The following is a 19245-nucleotide window of genomic DNA, read 5'->3' as shown; positions in this document are numbered from 1 at the left end:
AAGTGAATCCATCTCCTTCCCGTTCGTTTCAGTTTTTCAATGGCTTGTCAGAGCTATCGCCGGATGGCTGCGAATGCCGACGGAGAGGGATATGACGGACTCCGTCTCCGCCATCCCAAGTTTAAGCCCAGCCCCCCTTGCGCACGCCGTCTGGCATGTCAGGTTCCTGGCATCGGCGGGGATCGTACGGGCGGGAGGGCGCGGACCGCGAATGGCGACTTGCGTGCCGTCGGCTCGACGTGATCGGGGATGGCCGCCGGAGCCTTGGCGCACTCTGTGGCCCCTCGCGGCATTCGCGATGGCGCGATCCGCACTCCGGTGACGCCGGACAGAGGGACGATTTCCACCCTGCATGGCTGATTTGCGCGCCCCGCATGCGCCATTACGTTCGCTCGCCAGGGGAATAAATCACCCAATGAGGATGTGGAAATAATATACTTTCTTTACCTGCCGTCACAACTATACGATAGCTGGTTCTGGGCAGTGCTCCGACCGTGTTTGACGCGCTGCAGCACTGCTCCCGCTAGCCTTTCGTCGTAGGCGCCAGTGGGCCCCCCATGATACGAAATGCGTCGTGGCTTTCTGGCGAAAGCCGCGTCACGGCAAGCCGCAGGCGAGCCGAACAAAACATGGGGGGAAGCAATGATCGCGCAGGCACTTCTGCGTTCGACAATTCTTGCCACTACGCTGACGGCGATCGCTGCGACAACGGCTCTCGCGCAGACGTCCGCCGCCAACAACCCGGCGACCCGCATCAGCACCGTCACGGACGAGATGCTGAAGAATCCGCCGGACGGCGACTGGCTCATGTGGCGCCGGACGTATGACGGCTGGGGCTACAGCCCGCTCGACCAGATCAACAAAAGCAACGTCAAGAACCTGCAACTCGTGTGGTCGTGGGGCATGACCCCCGGCGGCACGACGCAGGAAACGCCGCTCGTGCACGACGGCGTCATGTACGTGCAGAACTCGACCCACCTGATCCAGGCGCTGAATGCGGCCACGGGCGAGTTGCTCTGGCAGTACCAGTACCGCCTGCCCGAGGGCACCCTCCCGAACGGCGTCCGCAACAAGGCGATCTACGGCGACAACCTCTACGTCGCCACCCGCGACGCGCACATCCTCGCCATCAACGCCAAGACCGGCAAGCTCGTCTGGGACCAGCAGGTCGCGGACGTCAAGAAGGGCTGGGGCTACACCAGCGGGCCGCTGATCGCCAATGGCGTGCTCATCCAGGGCATGACGGGCTGCTCCAACGCGCAGCCGGGCGGCTGCTTCTTCTCCGGACATGACCCCAAGACGGGCAAGGAGCTGTGGCGCGTCAACACGATCGCGCGCGGCGACACGCCGGAAGGCAACAGCTGGAACGGCGTCCCGACCGAGGCGCGCTACGGGGCGTCGGCGTGGATCGCGGGCTCATACGACGTCGAGCAGAACCTGTTCTACGCCGGCGTCGGCCAGCCCTACCCCTGGCCGGCCGTCATCAACGGCCTCCTGCCGAAGAACCCTGATCCGAAGTACACCAACAACGCGCTGTACACGGACTCGACCCTTGCCATCGATCCAACGACCGGCAAGCTGAAGTGGTATCACCAGTACCTGCAGAACGACACGCTCGACCTCGATTACGTCTACGAGCGTCTGATCCTCGACCTGCCGGTCAACGGCCAGACGCGCAAGACCGTGGTGACGACGGGCAAGCTCGGCATCATCGAGGCGATCGACCGGACCAACGGTGAGTGGCTGTGGGGCAAGGAGACGGTCCCGCAGAACGTCGTCCAGTCGATCGATCCCAAGACCGGCGCCAAGACGATCAACCCCGCGGTGATCCCGCAGCTCGGCCAGACGACCTTCAACTGCCCCGCGGACCCCGGCGGTCGGGCCTGGCAGGCGACGTCCTACAGCCCGAAGACGCGCATGCTCTACCTGCCGACGGTCGAGTTCTGCTCCAACACGGTGCTGAACCCGCTCGACCAGGGTCAGGTCTACACGGGCGGCGGCCTCGCCACCTACAACCGCGTGCCGGTGCCGAACGGCGACGGCAAGATCGGGCAGGTCCGGGCCGTGAAGCTGGACGACCGCACGGACGCGTGGATGTACCGCCAGTATGCGCCGGTCACCACCTCGACGCTGCCGACCGCGGGCGGCCTCGTCTTCGTGGGCACGCTGGACCGCAAGCTGCTGGCCTTCGACGACACGACGGGCGAGCTCTTGTGGACGAGCCCGACCTTCCCGAACTCGATCGAGTCGTTCCCGATCTCGTTCATGGCGGGCGGCAAGCAGTACATCGCGGTCGTGACGAACTGGTCCTCGGGCCTCGGGCGCCTGAAGCTCATCACTCCCGACATCGCGCTTCCGGCACACAACCCCCACGAGGTCTACGTCTTCGCGGTGCGCTGACGCCACCGGCGCGCGCCTCATAGCGTGCGCGTGACATGATCGACAGCGAGACGGACCGGTTCCCGGCCCGTCTCGTTTTTCGACGAGGTGCGGGCTTGTCAGTGTTCCGGCTCTTCCTGCGCGCCGCCGTGGGGCTCGGACTTGCCGCCATCGTGGCGGTGCCGGGCGCCAGGCAGGCGCGCGCCCAGCTCGAACCTGAATTCTACAACGACCAGCCCTACGCCTACGGCGAATGGAACATGGGGCGGCGGACGGACGACTCGCAGTTCCGGTACTGCATCGACCGGCGGGACCCGGACTTCGAGCAGGACGGCGAGATCGCGGACGCCATCGCGCACGGGTTGCTGCTGCAGCCGCAGCGCTACGTCATCCCCAACGACGCCGAGCTCGAGGACCTGACCCGCCTCTACTCCATCCTTCTCCAGCATTGCGACGTCGTCATGGGCTTCAAGCTCATTCCCGGCGGATATCCGCCATGGGTTGGCGTGACGCGCGCCTATGCGGAGGTTGCGTATGTCTACGTCACCGCGAAGCCCGGGTTGCGCGCGCTGGCGGACCTGCCTCCCGGCCGACCCATCGCGGCCACGGGCGGCACCACCGCCCATGTGAGGCTGGCGAGCTACAATCTGAGCCTCCAGCCGCAGCAGCGCTGGCCGATCTTCCCGTATGGCAGCGACCAGATGGCGCTGGAGGCAGTGGCGGGAGGCATGGCGGATGTCGGCCTCGTCTGGGCCCCGAGCTTCCGCGCCATCCAGAAGGATAACCCGGCGCTCGCGTCGTTCAGGGTGATCGCGCCCACGCCCCTGCCCGCCACCTCCCTCGGGGTGGGGGGCCTGCTGCTGCGCCAGAACACTTTCCTGCGCAACGCGATCGACCAGGCCATCGCGGCCCTCACGGCCGATGGCTCCATACCCGCGATCCTGGGCCGGTACGGTTCCAGAAACCCCGGGCCGGCGCGATGATGCGATCGTCCCGGAGGCGACGGCCGTGAGCGCCATCGGACCTGCGATCCGGATCGCCTCCGTGACCAAGCGCTACGGACGCACGCTGGCACTCGACGGCGTCAGCTTCGACGTGCCACGACAGCAGGTGTTCGCGCTGCTGGGGCCCAACGGCGCCGGCAAGACGACGTTGATGCACATCCTTTGCACGATCCTCGCGCCGGACGGCGGCGTGGCGGAGATCGCAGGGTTCGACGTCCGTCGCGATCCCGTGGAGGCGCGAAGCCGGCTCGGAATCGTGTTCCAGGAGCCCAGTCTCGACGACCGTCTCACCGTGCGCGAGAACCTCGAGATCCACGGGCTCGTGTTCGGCGTGCCGCAGCCCCTGCGTCGCCGGCGCATCGCCGAGATGCTCGCGATGGTGGATCTCACGGACTGGGCCGACAAGCCGGCACGGGCGCTCTCGTCCGGCATGAAGCGCCGCGTGGAGATCGCCCGCGCACTGATCCACGATTCGGAGATCATGCTGCTTGACGAACCAACCGCCGGGCTGGACGCCCAGAGCCGCGCGCGAATGTGGGACTATGTGCGCCGCCTGAAAGCGGAGAGGCAGCTCACGGTGCTGGTGACCACCCACTACATCGAGGAGGTGGAGGACGCCGACCAGGTCTGCATCATCGACAAGGGAAAGGTGCTGGCGATCGACACGCCCGCCGCGCTGCGTCAGCGCCAGGGCGAACAGGTCCTGGTGTGCACGCCGCGTTCCGAGGCCGACCACGCTGCCATCCTCGCGCGCTTCGCCGACAGGATTGCGCACCAGGAGGGAGGCGAGATCGCGATCAGGGCAGACGAAGCCTTCATCGAGACCTTTCTCGACCAGTTCGGCAACCGGGTGCGGGCCCTGTCGACCAAGACGCCCAGTCTCGAGACCGCGTTCCTGTCGCTGACCGGACGGGAATTGCGGGATCGCAGTGCCGACGCTCGAGACGTGACACTCGCCTTCGGCAAGCGCGGCGGGGAGCATACGCGATGATCGGCGATGCAGGCTCCGGGGCTGCCCCGCCTGTCCGGCAGCGTCGCTCCTGGCTGATGCTGCAACTCGGGGGTCTCTACGGGCTCTGGCTCCGCGAGGTCATGCGCGCGGTCCGCGATCGCGGGCAGCTGATCGGCGGGGCGAGCCGCCCGATCCTGTGGGTCCTGATCCTCGGGATCGGCCTCAATCCCTATTTTCGCGGAGAGGTGTACGGGCAGGCGACGTTCGTGGTGCCGTTCACCTACCTGCAGTTCATCTTCCCGGGCGTCGTGGCCCTGAACGTGATGTTCACGTCGGTCCAGTCCGCCGTGTCGGTGATCTGGGACCGGCAGTTCGGCTTCCTGCGCGAGGTGCTGACCTCGCCCCTGTCGCGCACCACGATCCTGCTGGGCAAGGTGCTGGGCGGCAGCACGGTCGCACTGGCACATGGCTGCCTCGTCCTCATCCTTGCACGGTTCGCGGATGTCCCGCTGACGGCCCTCGGCGCCCTCAAGGCGATCGGGTTGATGGCGATCCTGTCCTTCGCAGTGACGTCGCTGGGGGTGGTGATCGCCAACCGCATTCGCACGTTCGAGGGCTTCGGGATCTTCTCGAACGCCGTCATCATGCCGCTCTACTTCACCTCCGGATCGATGTTCCCGCTGGATCCCTCCCTCTCGAAGGACCAGACCTACGTCACCTATCCGGAATGGCTGGTCACGCTCGTGACCTGGAACCCGCTCACCTACGCGGTCGACGCCCTGCGAGGCGTGCTCATCGGCTATCACCAGTTCCCGTTGTGGATGGGGATCGGGGTGATGGTCGGGGCGGCCGTCATCCTGTTCTCCCTCGCGCTCCACGACTTCCGGCGAGCCTGAGCCGCCATGCCGGACCTGCGTCGCCTTGCGGGCAATTTCGGGGCGATCGGAGTCGTCGTCGGGCTGCTTCTGGCGGTGACGTTTCTGCCCCCCGACAATGCGCTGAAGGAGGTGCGGGCCGGAGGCGCCCTGCGGGCCTGCACGCCCGCTACCTACCCGCCACTCGTCACCGGGGACCCGGAGCGGCCTGGGGTCGACATCGAACTGCTGAAGGCGGTGGCGGCGCGCCTGGGGGTGGACCTCGCGCTGAACGTCAACGACGCCATTGGCCGCGACTTCAATCCGCGCAACTGGGGCCTGACGCGGGCGCAGTGCCAGGTGATCGCCGGTGGCGTGGTCGATTCGGATCAGACCCGCTCTTTCCTCGAGACCACGCCGCCACACGCCCGCACGGGCTGGGCCGTGATCTCTCCGCAGCCGCTGGCCGACTGGAAGGGCCGGACCATCGGAGTGCTCACGCTGGTGTCAGGGCTCGACCGCATCGGGCTTTCCAACCTCCTGCGCGGCGCTGGCGCGCGGATCGTCGTGGTGCGAACGCCCGAGGACCTCGTAGCCGGAATCGCCGACCACCGCTTCGACGCCGGCGTCACCGAAGCCCTCCTCGCGGCACGGCTCGCCAGCGAACGGAACTGGACGGTGGCCTGGGCACCCGCAAGCCTGCCGCGTCACGGCCTCGTCTTCGGACTCTGGAAGGGCGACCTGACCCTCAAGCGGGCCATCGACGATGCCATGGCAGAGCTTGCGGCGACCGGAACCACCGCCGGGATCCTTCGTCGCTACGCAGGCGCCCCGCTGAACTAGGGCATCCTGAGCAGCGTGGCAAACGCGGCGCGGTCTAGGTCAGCGCGACATCGGCGCCCAGCACGAGGGGAGCGATGGCCTTGTAAGCGGGCGTGAGGAGCCATTGGGTCCACCCTGCCAGGGAAGCAAGCGTCAGCGCTATGGCACCCGCGACGGCAGCTCGCGGGGGAAACCGGACGCCCATCGCCTCCAGCAGGTGCGCGCCCGCGAGCGGGGGGACAGGCAGGAGGCTGAACAGGGCTATCCAGACACAAAGGCGTCCCGCAACCCGCACGAAGGCCGCAGCCGTGACACCGGCCGTGAAATCGAGAGCGCGGAGGGCCGGGCTGGCCAGCAGCAGGAGAACGAACCCGAGCAGCAGAAGGGCCGCCGAGCCCGCCAGGACGGGGAGGACCAGCGCGATGCGGCCGCCCTTCAACCTGTCGCCGGCAATGGTGACAGGCGCGGCCCAGCCGAAGCCCGTGAGCATCAGGGCGCCGATCCCCGGTAGGCTGATGTGCCCCGAGGAGAACGGCCTCGTGCGGCCGTCATGGCGGGGCCCGTCGTCGCCCAGAAGCACGGCCACGCGGGCTATGGCGAGACTGTGCACCATGGCGATCGCGATGCCGGCAAGCAGGCGCATCGCCACGAGTTGAATGGTGAGTTCCGGGCCGATCACCCCGGTTGCCCGCACCTTGCGAGCGCTTGCCCCGCGATGCGGCGCCTCATTTCTCGACGATCATGTGGTCGAGCGCAGCCGGATTGGTCGGCATGGGCGCCCCGGACGAGTCGATGCCGTTCTCGCGAAGGATGAAGGCCGTGAGGTCCACGTACTCGCCGGGAGAGTACTGGCCGGGAGAATCGGGCGGCATGAGGGTGCTGTTGAACAGGAACAGCGCCGAGGCGGGCGTGCCGTTCAGGAATTTCTGGGCGAAGGCCGAGCCCGTGAGAGGCGGGCCGCCGATCAGGCCGCCGCGCAGGCTGGCACCGTGGCAATCGGCGCAAACCTCCTTGAACAGTTTCTCGCCGCGCGAGGCCTGGACGTCGGACCAGGATACCGGACGGTTGCCCGTCGCGGCCTGCGCCAGCCTCACGGGCGCCTGTGCCGCGCCTTGCGCAGGCTCGGCCGTGGTGCCGGCGAGGCCATTGGCTCCGCCCGCCACTCCCGCCACTGAAGAAGACAAGAACCCGAGGAGGGCCGCCACGCCCAGACCCCAAACCGCCGCTGGCTTTCCCACGTTGCATCCTCCCCTAGCGCGCACTGCTGCGGTGCGTCGTCATGGGCGGCTCCACCACGCCGGCGGGATGGGCGTCGGGGGCCGCCGTCAGCAGCATGTGAAAGGATCCTCCACGAAGCAAGGCCAATGTTTTCAACGGCCTGCGAGCAGCGCGGGCCTGATATGCCTGCCGCGCCTCCTTTCGCTCGGCGCTCGCCGCACCGCCGTGCCTCCAGTCGGCCTGCCACGCGTCCTTACGTCTGGCCGCCGGTGTCCTCGCCAAGTGCCGGAACCCGTCCGTCCACTGCTTCGGCCAGAACCGCCTGAAGCTCCTCGAAGGCAAACGGCTTGCGCAGCAAAGGCGCCGTCGAACCTGAATTGACTTGGATCTCCGTGCTATCGGCAAAGCTTGAGCTTGCCGTTCCTGTCAAAGCGGCTCTGGGCCTCTGCCATCTTCACGTCAGACCCTGGAGGACGACGCGCATCCATCGCTGCGGGGGCTGCTGCCGCGGCGGCGGAGGCTTGCGCTGCACGAGCGCTTCAGGCGGCTCGAGGGCCTCGCGTATTGGTTACGACGTTTCGACCAGCGCATCCTCCGGCGGCATGGCCACCGACGCGGCATCGCCAAGGAGACTGCTGAGCGGAAACGACCACTGGATGGTCCATCCGGTCGGGGCCCGGGAGATCGTCAGGGACCCGTCGAGCTGTCGCTCGATGGACAGCCGCACGAGTTTCAGACCGAAGCCTTCGGCCTCGTTGCATCCGACGATGGCGCCCCGCTCCCGCCAGTCGAAACGGACCCGTCCCTCGCCGACCGTCCAGCGCAACTCAACCGCTCCAGAGGGAGCCGAGAGAACCCCATGCACCTGGGCATTGTGCAGAAGCTCCTGAACGGCCTGCGAGACGCTGGTGGCAGCGCGGGCGGTCAGTTGAACGGACGGTCCGGACAACCGAACGTCGGCTGCGGCGGCCGAGCATGCCGCCCGGAGCAGCGACGAGAGGTCGATTCCCTTCCCCTCCCCTGAACTCAGGGCCTCCTGCGCATAACTCAGGGCCGAGAGGCGACGGATGATCTTGTCCCGGTCGCCGGGATCGCGAACGGTCCTGCTCGAGATGGACTGGATGATCGACAGCGTGTTCTTGACCCTGTGATCAAGTTCCTTGACCAGACCTCGAACCTGTTCCGCTGCCCGGATGAGCGCTGACTGCGCGGTCTCGATCTCGACGATGCGCCCGGCGAAGGGATGGAGAGCGTCCCCGTTCTCCATGGCCCTCGCGTTTTCCGCCAGCCGCTTGAGCTCACGCTGCAGGAGCCGGCCGAAAGCGATCGCTCCTGCCATACTGAAACCAAGGATTGCGAGGCCCAGGGCAAGCACCATCAGCACGAGACGCTTCACCGGCGCGTCGAGCACCGCCTTGGATACGCTAACGACGGTCGTCAGTTCGCCTTCGCCCTTTCGGAAGACGGTCCACACATCCTGTCCGTCCAGGGTCCGGGACAGCATGGTCCCGCTGGACGCGTGGCTGATCGCGGCGAGCAGGTCGGAGGACGCCTTCTGGCCCACGTAGCGGGCGCTTTCTCGGGTCCGGGCGACGACACGCCCGTCCTGACCCACGATGGCCGACAGCCAGTCGGCATCGGCGAGGCCGCTCAGCCGGAGTTGTTCCTCCAGCCTGTCCGAGGTGAGAGCGAGCGTCAGGAGGAAGGCCGGCCGCCCGTCCCGGAAGACCGGAAGAACGATGCTGATGAACCGGCGGCCGTCCGTCGCGCCCTTGTAGACTCCTGAAAGGACCCATGCCCCCTTCTCGAGCGCGGCCTTGTCGGCATCGAGCAGCACCTGATCCCGGGTCACCGGCATGGGCTCGAAGCCGAACGGCAGCAAAGTGCTCACGACGTGCTGGCCGTTGAGCTCGCGAAGCGCGATGCCTGCCCGATTCCTGTCGGCGACCGAGACCGCCTGGTCCCGAAACCGGCGCAGGTCACCGGACATGAGCGCCGGCGACGTCGCGAGCGTCTCCAGCACACCGACCAGCTTCTTGATCTCGGCATCGGTGGCCTGGCTGAAGTTCTGCGCTGTCAGTACGGCCTGCTCCTGAACCCGGGCGCGCTCTTCGTTGACCGCGCTGAGCCCCGTAAACGCCAGAGCCACCATTGCCGGCATTGAGCAAACGAGCGCGAAAACGATCAGGTACTCGGAGATCGTGAAGCGACGCCACCGGCGCATTTTCATGGCCCTGCCCAAAATTCTTCTTATTATGATTGAACTTCCGTCGGTCCCGTTATTGCCACGCTCAAGTTAAGCTTCGACCGTCCGCTCCCTTTGTTTCTCAATTCATGCCACGGGTGGCGAATTATTTCTGGAATGTATCAGAAGACGCAGTCGCGGTACAACGCCGGTCGATCGTCTCACGATGACAGGCAGGCTTCAAAACGTCATGTCGGTCGGCGATGGGATGACGCTCGGGCGACCATCGGTTCTTCGTGCCGACCGGCGAGCCAGCTGGACCCCGATAGCCGGCAATATCGTGCTGGCGACCCTCGTCCCATCCTCACGGCGGTTGCGATCCGGGCCGATCGTCGATCCGTGCCGCTTACGGCGCAGGAGCGCACGTCATCGAACGCGTTCGCCATCGCCAACGATCACAGCGCCGTCCATGGACGGATGGCCGGGACCAGCAGGTCGTCGGGAGAGTCGGTGGGTGGGAACGCCGCTCCGTCTTGTGGAACGGATGGGCCTCACCACCACAAAAGCCCCGGCCGCGGGCTGGAGGTGCGGCCGGGGGAAGCGGGATGGGTCGTCGTCTGACGTGAAGGTCAGCAAACCCGAATGCCGAAGTCAGGCCTTAGTTCCCGTCCGGGTCATTGGGCGCTGGCGATGGTCCCGCGATTGTCAGGCTGCGAAACCGAATAGTCAGGACCGACATGCGACGGAAGCCGCCGGGGGCGCCTTTCCATGCTGCTCATCACCACCAACCCGATGGTCGGTGCAATCACGATCCAGCTGAACAGGATGATGCCGAAGTAGGTGTCCATGGGGATGGTCTCCTTCCATGGGCAATCAATCCTCAAGCCCCGCACTTCGTTCGCGAGGGTCGACGAGCCGCGGCGAGGCCTGAAGCCGTGCGTCGTCGCGGGCGCCCCGGGCGCAGTGCGGGCGCGGATCCGCCATCGTTGACCGTCGGCCCGGCTCCGAGGTCCGAGCGCCGGGAGGCCTCAGGCCTGGCAGACGTAAGTGACCGTGCGGATCCGGCGCTCCCGCAGGTTGGCCACCTGGTTGCGCGCCATCGCTGGGAAGTCGTTCCCCAGGAACGACTGGAACGTCACGGCCGGCACGGCGCCAGCCGCCATCCGCGCCGCCATGGCTTCGAACCAGCGCTGCCCCTCGTCGGTCGAGTCCTGTACGTCCACGATGGCGAACCCCGCCGTGGTGAGGAGGGTCTGCATTTCGTCCAGTGTCGCGAGGTGGCTGATGGAGGGTTCCCGGGCCCATGGGACCGGGTAAAGCACCTCGCCCCCTTCCCCCTGCAGGACGTCGTAGATCACGAAACGCCCGCCGGGCTTCAGCACTCGTCTCGCCTCTGCGTAGACCTGGTCCTTGCTGGCGATGTTCATCGCCACGTGGATGGTCATCGCCGCGTCGAACGTGCCGTCTGCGAACGGCAACTGCGTTGCATCGCCCTGCCGGAAGGCCACGCGGTCGCCGAGACCGACCCAGTCGCTGAGGGTGGCGGCGGCGTCGCAGAAGGCCTGCGTGAGGTCGATGCCCGTCACGCGACACCCGTAGGCCTCCACGAGGGTCCGGGCCGGGCCCCCGAGGCCGCTTCCGATATCGAGCACATGGGACCCGCTATCGAGATTCAGCGACCGGGCGAGTTCCAGCGTGGCCGGACGTCCGCGAATGTGGAACTCGTCGACCGTCCCGAGATCCGCCGTCGTCAGGTGGGCGGTATCCTTGCCAGCCCTGCGGAGGCTCTCGGCGATGGCGCCGACGACGTCGGTACCGCCGGCATAGTGGTTGGCGACCTTGTCGACCATGGCCCCTCTCCATCCGGAAAAGAAGCATAAGCCCAGAACGGACCAGTCGCCAAACAGCATCTGCGTGAACCTGCGCCCGCTTGCGCAACCGTCCGCAAGAAGCGCGGGCGGCCGGCGGCGCGGGCATCGCGCATGGACGCAGGTCGCAGAATGACCCGTCGCGAACGCCTCACTGCGTCGGCTTGACCCCGTCCTTGCTCACTTGAACGCGGGCGGCGGTCAGACCACCGCCTTCCGCGCGTCGTGCCGCGACGAAGACGGTCTCGCCCGCCTTCAGGTCGCCGCGGCTTCCCGGTGCGGCCTGCGACATCGCCGTACCCGGCGGCACGAGGACCGTGATGGTGCCGCTCTTGTAGTTGAGCGTGAGCTCGTTGCCTTCCGCCGCAGTCGCGGTGCCCTCCACTGCGGCATTGGTCATGGTGGAGTCCGGCGCCAGGTCGTGCGGGGAGAGCCCCTGGTTGGCCGTGGCCGGAATGGGCCGCACGTCGATGGCCACGACCCTGCCGTCGGCACGGCGGACGGTGGTGACGCCAAGGACCATGCCGGGCTTCACGTCCGCCAGCGTGAAGGGCTTCGTGATCGCGACGTTGATCGCTTCCGGCACCTCGACCACGACGGCCTCGCCGCCGCGCGTGGTGACGGCCAGCGTCTTCCCGTCGAAGCCGGTGATGGTGCCGCGGATGTTGGTGTTCTGCTGCGCCAGTGCGGCGCCGCCGGAGGCCAGCAGCGCGAGGGCCGCCGCGAGCGTGATGTGTCGTGCCATGGCATCCCCTTCCGGGCGGACTGTGGTCCCGTCGTCGCCTCGTGCGAGAGCTTAGCCGTGGCGTGCGGGCCGGACCACGGCGGCGGCCGGCGCCACACGCGCATGTGAAGGCGAGCGGTCGTGAAGTCGGCGGCATCGGGAGACCGGATTGCGTCGCTGCTTGACGCGACCCGGTCGGCACGACAGCGTGGCCGGTGGCGACGGGTCGCCGTGGCTTGGGTCGGGGGCCCGCCGTTGAACCGGGTCATCCTGACGGGTCTTCTCCTCGCCAGCGCGCAGTCGCCCCTCGGGTCGACCCTGATGGCGGTGGCGCTGCCGCAGATCGCGGCAGGGCTCGATGTCGAGGTGGTGCAGGCGGCCAGCCTTCTCGTCTCGAGCTATCTCGTCCTCACCATCCTCTGCCAGGGTCCCGCCGGACGGCTCAGCGACACGGTCGGTCACCTCCGGACGTTGCACTGGGGCATGGGGCTGTTCGCGCTCGGCTCCATCGCCGGGTTCCTCGGCCCGACGCTCGGCTTCATCGCGGCTGCCCGGTGCGTCACCGCGGTCGGTGGTGCGCTCGTCGTGCCCTCGACGCTGGCGATCATCCGGATCACGGCTGCCCCGGACCGACGCGGCAGCCTGTTCGGCACATTCGGCGCGGTGATGGCGCTGTCGGCGGCCCTCGGTCCCCTGCTCGGAGCCGAGATCGTCGGAGCGCTCGGCTGGCGCTACACGTTCCTTGCTGCCCTGCCCTTCCTTGCCGTGGCTGCCGTGCTCCTGAAGCTTCATCCGGTCCCTGAGAGCGGCGGCGATGCCGCCGAAGGGCTGCGGCGCTTCGTGGGGAGCATCGACTGGACGGGCCTGGGCCTCCTCGGCGCCGCGCTCGTCCTGATCGTGGCGGCAGGGAAGATCGAAGGCCCATGGCGCCCCGTCCTCCTCGCCGGAGGCGCCTTCGCCGGGGCGGCCTTCGCTTGGATCCAGTGCCGCTCCCCGCGTCCGGCCCTCGACGTCGCGCTGCTGGGCCGGCCCGTCGTCGCGGCCGGCACCGGGATCATGGCCCTCCACAACTTCGCGATGTACGGCCTGCTGTTCCAGCTTCCGGCCTACTTCGCCCACTTCCACCAGAGCCCGCCGCGCAGCGTGGGCCAGGGCCTCTTCGCGATGATGATCGGCATGGTCATCGCCTCTCCCGTCGGCGGGCGGCTCGTCGACCGGTGGGGCCCGCGTGTCGCCGGCCTCGCCGGGGCGGCCGCGACGCTGGCCGGTACGGTCCTCATGTGCAGGCTCGCGCAATACGACACCCCGGCCGACGCCATGCCCGGACTGCTTCTGATTGGCACCGGCCTCGGCCTCGCGTCGTCACCCGCGCAGTCCGCCGTCATGGCGGCGGTTGAGCCAGCCCGGGCGGGAATGGCGGCGGGCCTCGGCTCCACGATGCGGTACCTCGGCGGCATCGCGACCATCGCCGTGCAGGCGGTGGTGCTTTCGGGCGGCGACGAGGCCTCGGTGGACGATCACGTCACGCTGACCGTCGTCTATGCCATCGCGGCTTTCGCGGCACTGGTCGCCGCCGCCCTGCTGCCGCGGAGCCGGAACACCGGCGTTTGAACTTCACGGAACTGTGAAACACGCGGTGCGCGTTTACACATGAGCACGCATTCGACAGTTGTCATCATTCCGTCATCAAACCCCCGCCTGGAGGAATGCCATGACGGCTGGTGCCCTCGCCTTCGAGCCCCCGGGACCGGGGACCTGGCTTCTCGACGCCGTGCACATGCCGCGACCGTTCACGCGGTTCCAGGCTGCGATCCATCCGCCGAACATCGCCATCGGGTGCCGGGAGGGCTTCAGTCGCTACGGCCTGCTTGTCGACACGCTCGACTTCCGGATGATCCACGGCCTCGGCTTCTTCATGCCAGTGCCGGTCGGGCCCGACGTCGTCCCCGCCCGGTTCGACGCTGCGCAGCAGGCTGTTGCACGGAAGCTGTGGCGGGAGGACCTGAGCCGTTGGCTGAACGAAGCGAAACCCGCGTCGATCCGGGACAACCTGGCCTTGCAGGCCATCGACCCGACGACACTGGACGACTCGGCCCTCGCCGCTCATGTCGACCGCTGCATCGACCATCTGGGCCGGATGGTGCGGCAGCACCATTCCTTCAACGCAGCGGCACTTCTGCCCGTGGGCGATTTCATCGCTTCGGTCGCCGAATGGACCGGTGCGGCCGTCGGGGAGTTCCTCGCGGTGATGCGAGGGGCAGCGCCGGAATCGGCCGGAACCTGCCCTGAACTGGAGGTTGCGGTCGAGGCCCTGAAGGGATCGGCGGGCGCGAGGGCCGTGCTCGGTTCCACCGCCCCGGCGGCAGAGATCCTGACGCGGCTGGCGGCCGAGCCCGCACCAGTCGGGCCGGCTGTGAAGGCCTATCTCGACATCGTCTCTTGGCGGCTGCTCGACAGCCTCGACACTGGCGACCGGGCGGTGATCGAGGCCCCGGAGGTGCTGCTGGAGGGCCTGCGGGTGGCAGTAGAGGGCCGCCACCCGGGCAAGGCGACCTCCGCGGACGTTGCGCGGCTGCGTGAACGGGTGCCGGCCGAGCACCGCGCCGCCTTCGACGAACTCCTCGACGAGGCACGGGCCCTGTCCCGGCTGCGCGACGAACGAGGCCTCTACAGCGATGTCTGGGCGGCCGGAATCACCCGGCGGGCCCTGCTCGAGGCCGGCCGCAGGCTCGTCGACAAGGGGCGTCTGCACGAGCCGGCTCACCTCATCGAGGCCGAGCCCGACGAGATCCGGCAGATTCTCGCCGGGACGGGCGGCCCTGATGCGGACACGCTCGCGGAGCGGGCTGACGACCGGATGGCGCTGCGCGCCTCCGACGCGCCGCCTTTCCTGGGAGAGCCGCCGCATCCGCCGCCGCCCCTCGACGGCCTGCCGCCCGCCGTGCAGCGGCTGATGCGGGCGATGGGGACAGCGATCGACGCCATCTTCGCGCCCTCCGGTGCCCAGAGCGACGAGCGGACCGTGCGCGGCACCCCCGCAAGCCCGGGCCGCTACACGGGCACGGCTCGGCTTGTGGGCGGCCCCGACGATTTCGGCCGACTGCAGCGCGGCGACGTGCTGGTGACGGGCACGACCACCGAGGCCTTCAACCTCGTGCTGCCCCTGCTCGGTGCCATCGTCACCGACAACGGCGGGCTGCTCTCGCACGCCGCCATCGTCAGCCGCGAATACGGCATCCCCGGCGTCGTCGGCTGCCTCGACGCCACGGCGCGCATCCAGGACGGCGCGACGGTGACGGTGGACGGCACCACGGGCGAGGTGCGGCTGGACGCGTCATGACGGCGGTCCGGCTCGTCGAGGCCCATGATCCGGGCGCCTTCGGCGGCAAGGCGGTGCAACTCGGCGCGGCTTTGCGAGCCGGATTGCCCGTGCCGGAGGGCTTTGCGCTCTCGGCGACGGTGGTCGAGCGGGTGGTGGCGGGGGACACGGCGACCGTCGAGGCGGTGCTTGGCCATGTCGACGCCGTGGGGTGCGGCTTTGCCGTGCGGTCGTCGGCGGTGGGCGAGGATTCGGCCCAGGCGAGCTTCGCCGGGCAGCACGCGACGAAGCTCAATGTGGTCGGCGCAGGCGCCGCCCTGGAAGCCATCCGGGAAGTCTGGGCGTCGGGGCGCACGCCCGCCGCCCTCGCTTATCGGCAGCGGATGGGTGCCTGCGGGGCACCACAGGTCGGCGTCGTGATCCAGCGTCTCGTGAGCGCCGACTCCGCCGGCGTCCTTTTCACGTGCGACCCTGTGGACGGGCGCGACGAGATCGTGGTTGAGGCAGGATGGGGACTGGGCGAGAGCGTCGTGCAGGGCATGATCGTGCCCGATCGCTATCGCATGACCCCGGACGGACAGGTACTGGAACGAACGGCGGGGCGGAAGGACCGACAGGTGCGGCTCGCCGCGGACGGAGGCACGGTCCACGATCCCGTGCCGCCCCACCTGTCGCGGCGGCTGTGCCTGGGATACCCCGATCTGAAGGGACTCCATGGCCTCGCACGGCGCTGCGACGCCGTCTTCGGGTGTGAACCGCACGACATCGAATGGGCCATCGAGGGCGGCGTCCTGTTCCTGCTTCAGCGGCGCCCCGTGACACGGCGGGGTGCATTCAGCCCGTGAGTGCGACGCCGCCCGGCTTGCATTCCGTGCCTTCACGCGCGCCGAGGGACTGACCGGGGCCGCATGCGGCCCGAGCCGCCATCGGCGATGCTCACCGCAGCAGGAATGCCTCGGCAAGTGCCGCGACCTCTTCAGGGCGGTCGTGGTGGAGATTGTGACCGGCGCCAGGCACGCGCACGAGTTCCGCGTGCGGCAGGAGAGCGCGGCGCTCGGCCACCGTCGCGGCGTCGTAGAACGGCGTGTCGCCGGGGCCGTCGCCTGAGGCGATCCACAGAACCGGAGCGGTGACGCGCGACCACACGCTCTGCCACTCCGCCAGCGTATGGAGCGTCGGCAGCGAACGGGTCATGGCCGGGTCGAAAAGCCAGCGCCAGAGACCATCCGTGCCGGGGGCGGCGGAGATCTCGGCGAGCACTGCGGCACGCTCCTGCGACAGGCGCGGGTTGGACAGGCGCAGCCGTGCCGCGACCTCCTCCCGCGTGGCGTGGCCACGATGCGCCCGCGGCCTCTGGCGGGTGAGGAAGTCGACCAGGGTCGCGGCGGCTTCGACCGGAAGGCGGCGCGCCGGCGGTCCCATCGCATCGAGCGCGACGAGGCGGCGGATGCGGCCGGGCCGAAGGCCGGCGTGCAGCGTGGCGACGTTTCCGCCGAGGCTGTGGGCGACGACATCCACTTCGTGGCCTGACCACAGCGTGTCGAGCAGGACGTCGAGGTCGGCGACGAACTCGTGCATCCAGTAGCTGCCGGCGGCGCGTCCGGAGTGGCCGTGACCGCGCCAGTCGGGCGCCACGATGTCCCAGTCGCCGCCCAGCGCCGCCACAAGGAACCCGAAGGAGCCGCCACAGTCGCGCGCACCGTGCAGCAGCAGCAGCGGACGCCCGCCGACCCGACCCCAGCGCCAGAGGTGGCAGGCGAGCCCGCGCAGCGCGATTGTCTCGCGGCGCGGCGGCGGCAGGTCGCCGGCGGGCGTGTCGTCCGGGGAGCGGCTCATGGCGAGGGCGGAGCTAGCATGCCCGCACGGCAGACCGCCAGCCCCTCGCCCGTGCCATGATGGCCCCAGCCGGCATGGAGCGGGAGGAGACTGGCGATGAGGGATCTCGAGGGCGAGGCGTGCTGCGTGACGGGCGCAGGCCGCGGCATCGGGCGGGCGACGGTGGAGGCGCTGGCGGCGCGTGGCGCGCGGGTGCACGCGGTGGACCTCACCGAGCCGGGCGATCTGCCGGACGGCTGCACGGGCCATGCCTGCGACATCACCGACCGGGCCGCGGTCGCCGCGCTCGCGGCGCTGCTCAAGGAGACGCACGGAACACTCGACGTGCTGGTCAACAACGCCGCGACGGTGACGCGGTCCGTGCCGCTGACGCAACTGCGGCCGGAGGAATGGGATCTCGCCATGGCGGTCAACGTCACCGGCACGTTCAACGTGACGCAGGCCCTGCTGCCGCTCATGCGGCGCGGCAGCCGCATCGTCAATGTCGCCTCCACCTTCGCCCATGTCGGCTCGGCGACGCGGATTGCCTACTCCACCACCAAGGGCGCGATGCTCTCCTTCACGCGCAGCCTCGCATTGGAGGTTGCCGGCGAGGGCATCAGGGTCAACTCGGTGTCTCCCGGCGCCATCGCGACCGAGCGGCTGGTGCAGCAGTTCGGCTCCGAGGACGCTGCCGAGCGCACCATGGCGCCACTGCACCCCGTGCGCCGCCTCGGCCGTCCGCAGGAGATCGCCGAGGCCATAGCCTTCCTCGCCTCCCCCCGCGCCGGCTTCATGACCGGCGCCGACGTCCTGGTGGACGGGGGCTACACGGCGCAGTGACGGGGTTCGAGGCGCCGATGTGGCCCAGGTCAGCGACCGTCGAAGAGCCGTTCGAGCGCCAGCCACGCACCCATGATGTGGTAGAGCGTGCTTGCGGGGATACGCTGCTCCGTCGCTACCCCACGAGCATCGAACGCCTCGGTCCAAGTACCAGCAGGGCTGCGTGACAGGAAGGTCTCGCGAAGGCCCCGGATAAGACCAGCAAGGCGCGCCGGCGAAGCCGGCAGGCCATGCACAAGTCTCAACGCGTGGGCTCTGATGGCCTCGGTCTGAGGCCAGATTCGCAGGCCCTCGTCGCGGCGGGACAGATCGGCGAAGACGCCGTTGACGACAAGATCGCTGCCGGGAGCGTGGCCGTTCGTGGAGGCCCACGAGAAGAGGGCGTCGATGACGTCGTGGTCCCTGAATGCCGCTTCGCCCCGCCTCGTACGCCGCTCCTCGTCCCATAGGAGCAAGGAAATCCATTCGTACACGTGGCCGGGTTCCACCCGGTCGCCGGACGGACACGGCCGGTTCCAGGCTTTGTCGAACTTTTCCGAGACGGTGCCGTCAGCAGGGTTGAATATCCGTCGCCGGAAGAGATCCACGAGATCATCGGCGAGGGCGTGGTATCGATCCTCGCCGGTGGTGTCCGCCAGCGCCAGCATGGCCTCGAGAAGATGCATGTGAGGGTTCTGGAGCCTGTCTCCGGAGGTCGCAGGGCGATGCTCCTGGAAACCCTCTCCGTCGGGCGCGCGCAACCGTTCCGTCACGTCCCGGGTCAGGTCGCGCGCCATCGAAATGGCCGGTGAGTCCGGATGAAGCCGGGCGTGCCAGGCGCAGGCAAACAGGACGAACGCCGTGTCATACAGATCATGGGCGGGATCGAGGAGGCGCCCGTCGCGGGACAGCAACTTTCCGATCCCGCCATCCGCCCGCCGGGCGTGGTCGCGCACAAACGACAATGCATCCCGCCCTGCGTCGACCCCGACCGCGCACCCCATGAGGGCGGCCTGCGCATACACCGCGATCTGGCGCGCCTGCACCCGCACGCGCTTGTAGCCGACCGAGGCCGGCCGTCCGTCGAGGTCGAGGTGCTCCACGAAACCCCGCCCGGTGCCGTCATGCCCGACCGTGCACCAGTAGGGTAGCGCCTTTGAAATCAACCAGTCACGGAGTAAGCAAGCTTCCAGGGCCACGTGATCAAGGGCCGTATCGCGACCGCGATTTCGCTGACCAACGGCGAATGAGAACCGCGCGCAAGACATTCTAATACTGTCAGG

General features: G+C 68.5%; 17 protein-coding genes. 9 read left to right on the top strand and 8 right to left on the bottom strand.

Annotated features, from left to right (window positions below; genetic code table 11):
• Positions 1-642 precede the first annotated feature (642 nt).
• The 5 genes from ACX9GQ_RS13650 (at position 643) to ACX9GQ_RS13630 (ending at position 6032) form a co-directional block, all read left to right on the top strand.
• Entirely contained in the window at positions 643-2400 is a 1758-nt protein-coding gene (locus ACX9GQ_RS13650; RefSeq protein WP_459630104.1) for an outer membrane protein assembly factor BamB family protein, read from the top strand.
• A 95-nt stretch (positions 2401-2495) separates the two neighbouring features.
• A complete protein-coding gene (locus ACX9GQ_RS13645) occupies positions 2496-3362 on the top strand; it encodes a substrate-binding periplasmic protein (protein WP_459630103.1) in 867 nt (288 codons plus the stop codon).
• Positions 3363-3387: 25 nt separating this feature from the next.
• Positions 3388-4374 (top strand): ABC transporter ATP-binding protein, encoded by a 987-nt coding sequence (locus tag ACX9GQ_RS13640; RefSeq protein WP_459630102.1) that lies wholly within the window; start codon positions 3388-3390, stop codon positions 4372-4374.
• Positions 4371-5231 carry an ABC transporter permease gene (locus ACX9GQ_RS13635; protein WP_459630101.1) on the top strand — a complete coding sequence of 287 codons (861 nt, stop codon included), beginning with the start codon at positions 4371-4373 and terminating at the stop codon, positions 5229-5231. Before ACX9GQ_RS13640 ends, ACX9GQ_RS13635 begins: the two co-directional genes overlap by 4 nt.
• 6 nt (positions 5232-5237) lie before the next feature.
• Positions 5238-6032: a substrate-binding periplasmic protein gene (locus ACX9GQ_RS13630; RefSeq protein ID WP_459630100.1), complete on the top strand. Its 795-nt coding sequence runs from the start codon at positions 5238-5240 to the stop codon at positions 6030-6032.
• A 34-nt stretch (positions 6033-6066) separates the two neighbouring features.
• Here the strand turns inward: ACX9GQ_RS13630 and ACX9GQ_RS13625 are convergent, their stop codons facing one another.
• The 6 genes from ACX9GQ_RS13625 to ACX9GQ_RS13600 all read right to left on the bottom strand — a co-directional run bounded on the left by ACX9GQ_RS13625 (position 6067) and on the right by ACX9GQ_RS13600 (position 12027).
• Positions 6067-6690, bottom strand: a complete 624-nt coding sequence (locus ACX9GQ_RS13625) for a zinc metalloprotease (protein WP_459630099.1) — start codon at positions 6688-6690, stop codon at positions 6067-6069.
• Positions 6691-6736: 46 nt separating this feature from the next.
• The gene (locus ACX9GQ_RS13620; protein WP_459630098.1) at positions 6737-7249 is read right to left on the bottom strand and encodes a c-type cytochrome; all 513 of its coding nucleotides are present in this window, start codon (positions 7247-7249) and stop codon (positions 6737-6739) included.
• A gap of 548 nt (positions 7250-7797) precedes the next feature.
• Complete coding sequence (locus ACX9GQ_RS13615; protein WP_459630097.1) at positions 7798-9459, bottom strand: sensor histidine kinase; 1662 nt, start codon at positions 9457-9459, stop codon at positions 7798-7800.
• Between the two features lie 629 nt (positions 9460-10088).
• Positions 10089-10262, bottom strand: coding sequence for a hypothetical protein (locus ACX9GQ_RS13610; protein WP_459630096.1), 174 nt, complete (start codon positions 10260-10262; stop codon positions 10089-10091).
• A 180-nt stretch (positions 10263-10442) separates the two neighbouring features.
• Positions 10443-11264, bottom strand: a complete 822-nt coding sequence (locus tag ACX9GQ_RS13605; protein WP_459630095.1) for a class I SAM-dependent methyltransferase — start codon at positions 11262-11264, stop codon at positions 10443-10445.
• Positions 11265-11433: 169 nt separating this feature from the next.
• Complete coding sequence (locus tag ACX9GQ_RS13600) at positions 11434-12027, bottom strand: hypothetical protein (protein ID WP_459630094.1); 594 nt, start codon at positions 12025-12027, stop codon at positions 11434-11436.
• A 234-nt stretch (positions 12028-12261) separates the two neighbouring features.
• On the opposite strand from ACX9GQ_RS13600, the gene ACX9GQ_RS13595 reads away from it, so the two are divergent.
• The 3 genes from ACX9GQ_RS13595 to ACX9GQ_RS13585 all read left to right on the top strand — a co-directional run bounded on the left by ACX9GQ_RS13595 (position 12262) and on the right by ACX9GQ_RS13585 (position 16170).
• On the top strand, positions 12262-13617 hold the full coding sequence (locus ACX9GQ_RS13595) for an MFS transporter (RefSeq protein ID WP_459630093.1): 1356 nt from the start codon (positions 12262-12264) through the stop codon (positions 13615-13617).
• A 100-nt stretch (positions 13618-13717) separates the two neighbouring features.
• Positions 13718-15346, top strand: a complete 1629-nt coding sequence (locus tag ACX9GQ_RS13590; protein ID WP_459630092.1) for a PEP-utilizing enzyme — start codon at positions 13718-13720, stop codon at positions 15344-15346.
• The gene (locus ACX9GQ_RS13585; protein ID WP_459630091.1) at positions 15343-16170 is read left to right on the top strand and encodes a PEP/pyruvate-binding domain-containing protein; all 828 of its coding nucleotides are present in this window, start codon (positions 15343-15345) and stop codon (positions 16168-16170) included. Before ACX9GQ_RS13590 ends, ACX9GQ_RS13585 begins: the two co-directional genes overlap by 4 nt.
• A 91-nt stretch (positions 16171-16261) precedes the next feature.
• Here ACX9GQ_RS13585 and ACX9GQ_RS13580 read toward each other — a convergent pair whose 3' ends face one another.
• Complete coding sequence (locus ACX9GQ_RS13580) at positions 16262-17161, bottom strand: alpha/beta fold hydrolase (RefSeq protein WP_459630090.1); 900 nt, start codon at positions 17159-17161, stop codon at positions 16262-16264.
• Positions 17162-17257: 96 nt separating this feature from the next.
• On the opposite strand from ACX9GQ_RS13580, the gene ACX9GQ_RS13575 reads away from it, so the two are divergent.
• Positions 17258-17983 (top strand): SDR family NAD(P)-dependent oxidoreductase, encoded by a 726-nt coding sequence (locus tag ACX9GQ_RS13575; protein WP_459630089.1) that lies wholly within the window; start codon positions 17258-17260, stop codon positions 17981-17983.
• A 29-nt stretch (positions 17984-18012) separates the two neighbouring features.
• On the opposite strand, the gene ACX9GQ_RS13570 is transcribed toward ACX9GQ_RS13575, so the two are convergent.
• On the bottom strand, positions 18013-19065 hold the full coding sequence (locus ACX9GQ_RS13570; RefSeq protein ID WP_459630088.1) for an AGE family epimerase/isomerase: 1053 nt from the start codon (positions 19063-19065) through the stop codon (positions 18013-18015).
• Positions 19066-19245 lie beyond the last annotated feature (180 nt).

The organism is Alsobacter sp. R-9, from assembly GCF_054612375.1.
The sequence above is the reverse complement of the archived record's forward strand: the minus strand, read 5'-3'. Positions and strand labels throughout refer to the sequence as shown.

Coding starts and splice junctions, on each gene's coding strand:
- ACX9GQ_RS13650 (WP_459630104.1), top strand. CDS start 643: ATGATCGCGCAGGCACTTCTGCGTTCGACAATTCTTGCCACTACGCTG.
- ACX9GQ_RS13635 (WP_459630101.1), top strand. CDS start 4,371: ATGATCGGCGATGCAGGCTCCGGGGCTGCCCCGCCTGTCCGGCAGCGT.
- ACX9GQ_RS13630 (WP_459630100.1), top strand. CDS start 5,238: ATGCCGGACCTGCGTCGCCTTGCGGGCAATTTCGGGGCGATCGGAGTC.
- ACX9GQ_RS13615 (WP_459630097.1), bottom strand. CDS start 9,459: ATGAAAATGCGCCGGTGGCGTCGCTTCACGATCTCCGAGTACCTGATC.
- ACX9GQ_RS13610 (WP_459630096.1), bottom strand. CDS start 10,262: ATGGACACCTACTTCGGCATCATCCTGTTCAGCTGGATCGTGATTGCA.
- ACX9GQ_RS13605 (WP_459630095.1), bottom strand. CDS start 11,264: ATGGTCGACAAGGTCGCCAACCACTATGCCGGCGGTACCGACGTCGTC.
- ACX9GQ_RS13600 (WP_459630094.1), bottom strand. CDS start 12,027: ATGGCACGACACATCACGCTCGCGGCGGCCCTCGCGCTGCTGGCCTCC.
- ACX9GQ_RS13590 (WP_459630092.1), top strand. CDS start 13,718: ATGACGGCTGGTGCCCTCGCCTTCGAGCCCCCGGGACCGGGGACCTGG.
- ACX9GQ_RS13585 (WP_459630091.1), top strand. CDS start 15,343: ATGACGGCGGTCCGGCTCGTCGAGGCCCATGATCCGGGCGCCTTCGGC.
- ACX9GQ_RS13580 (WP_459630090.1), bottom strand. CDS start 17,161: ATGAGCCGCTCCCCGGACGACACGCCCGCCGGCGACCTGCCGCCGCCG.
- ACX9GQ_RS13575 (WP_459630089.1), top strand. CDS start 17,258: ATGAGGGATCTCGAGGGCGAGGCGTGCTGCGTGACGGGCGCAGGCCGC.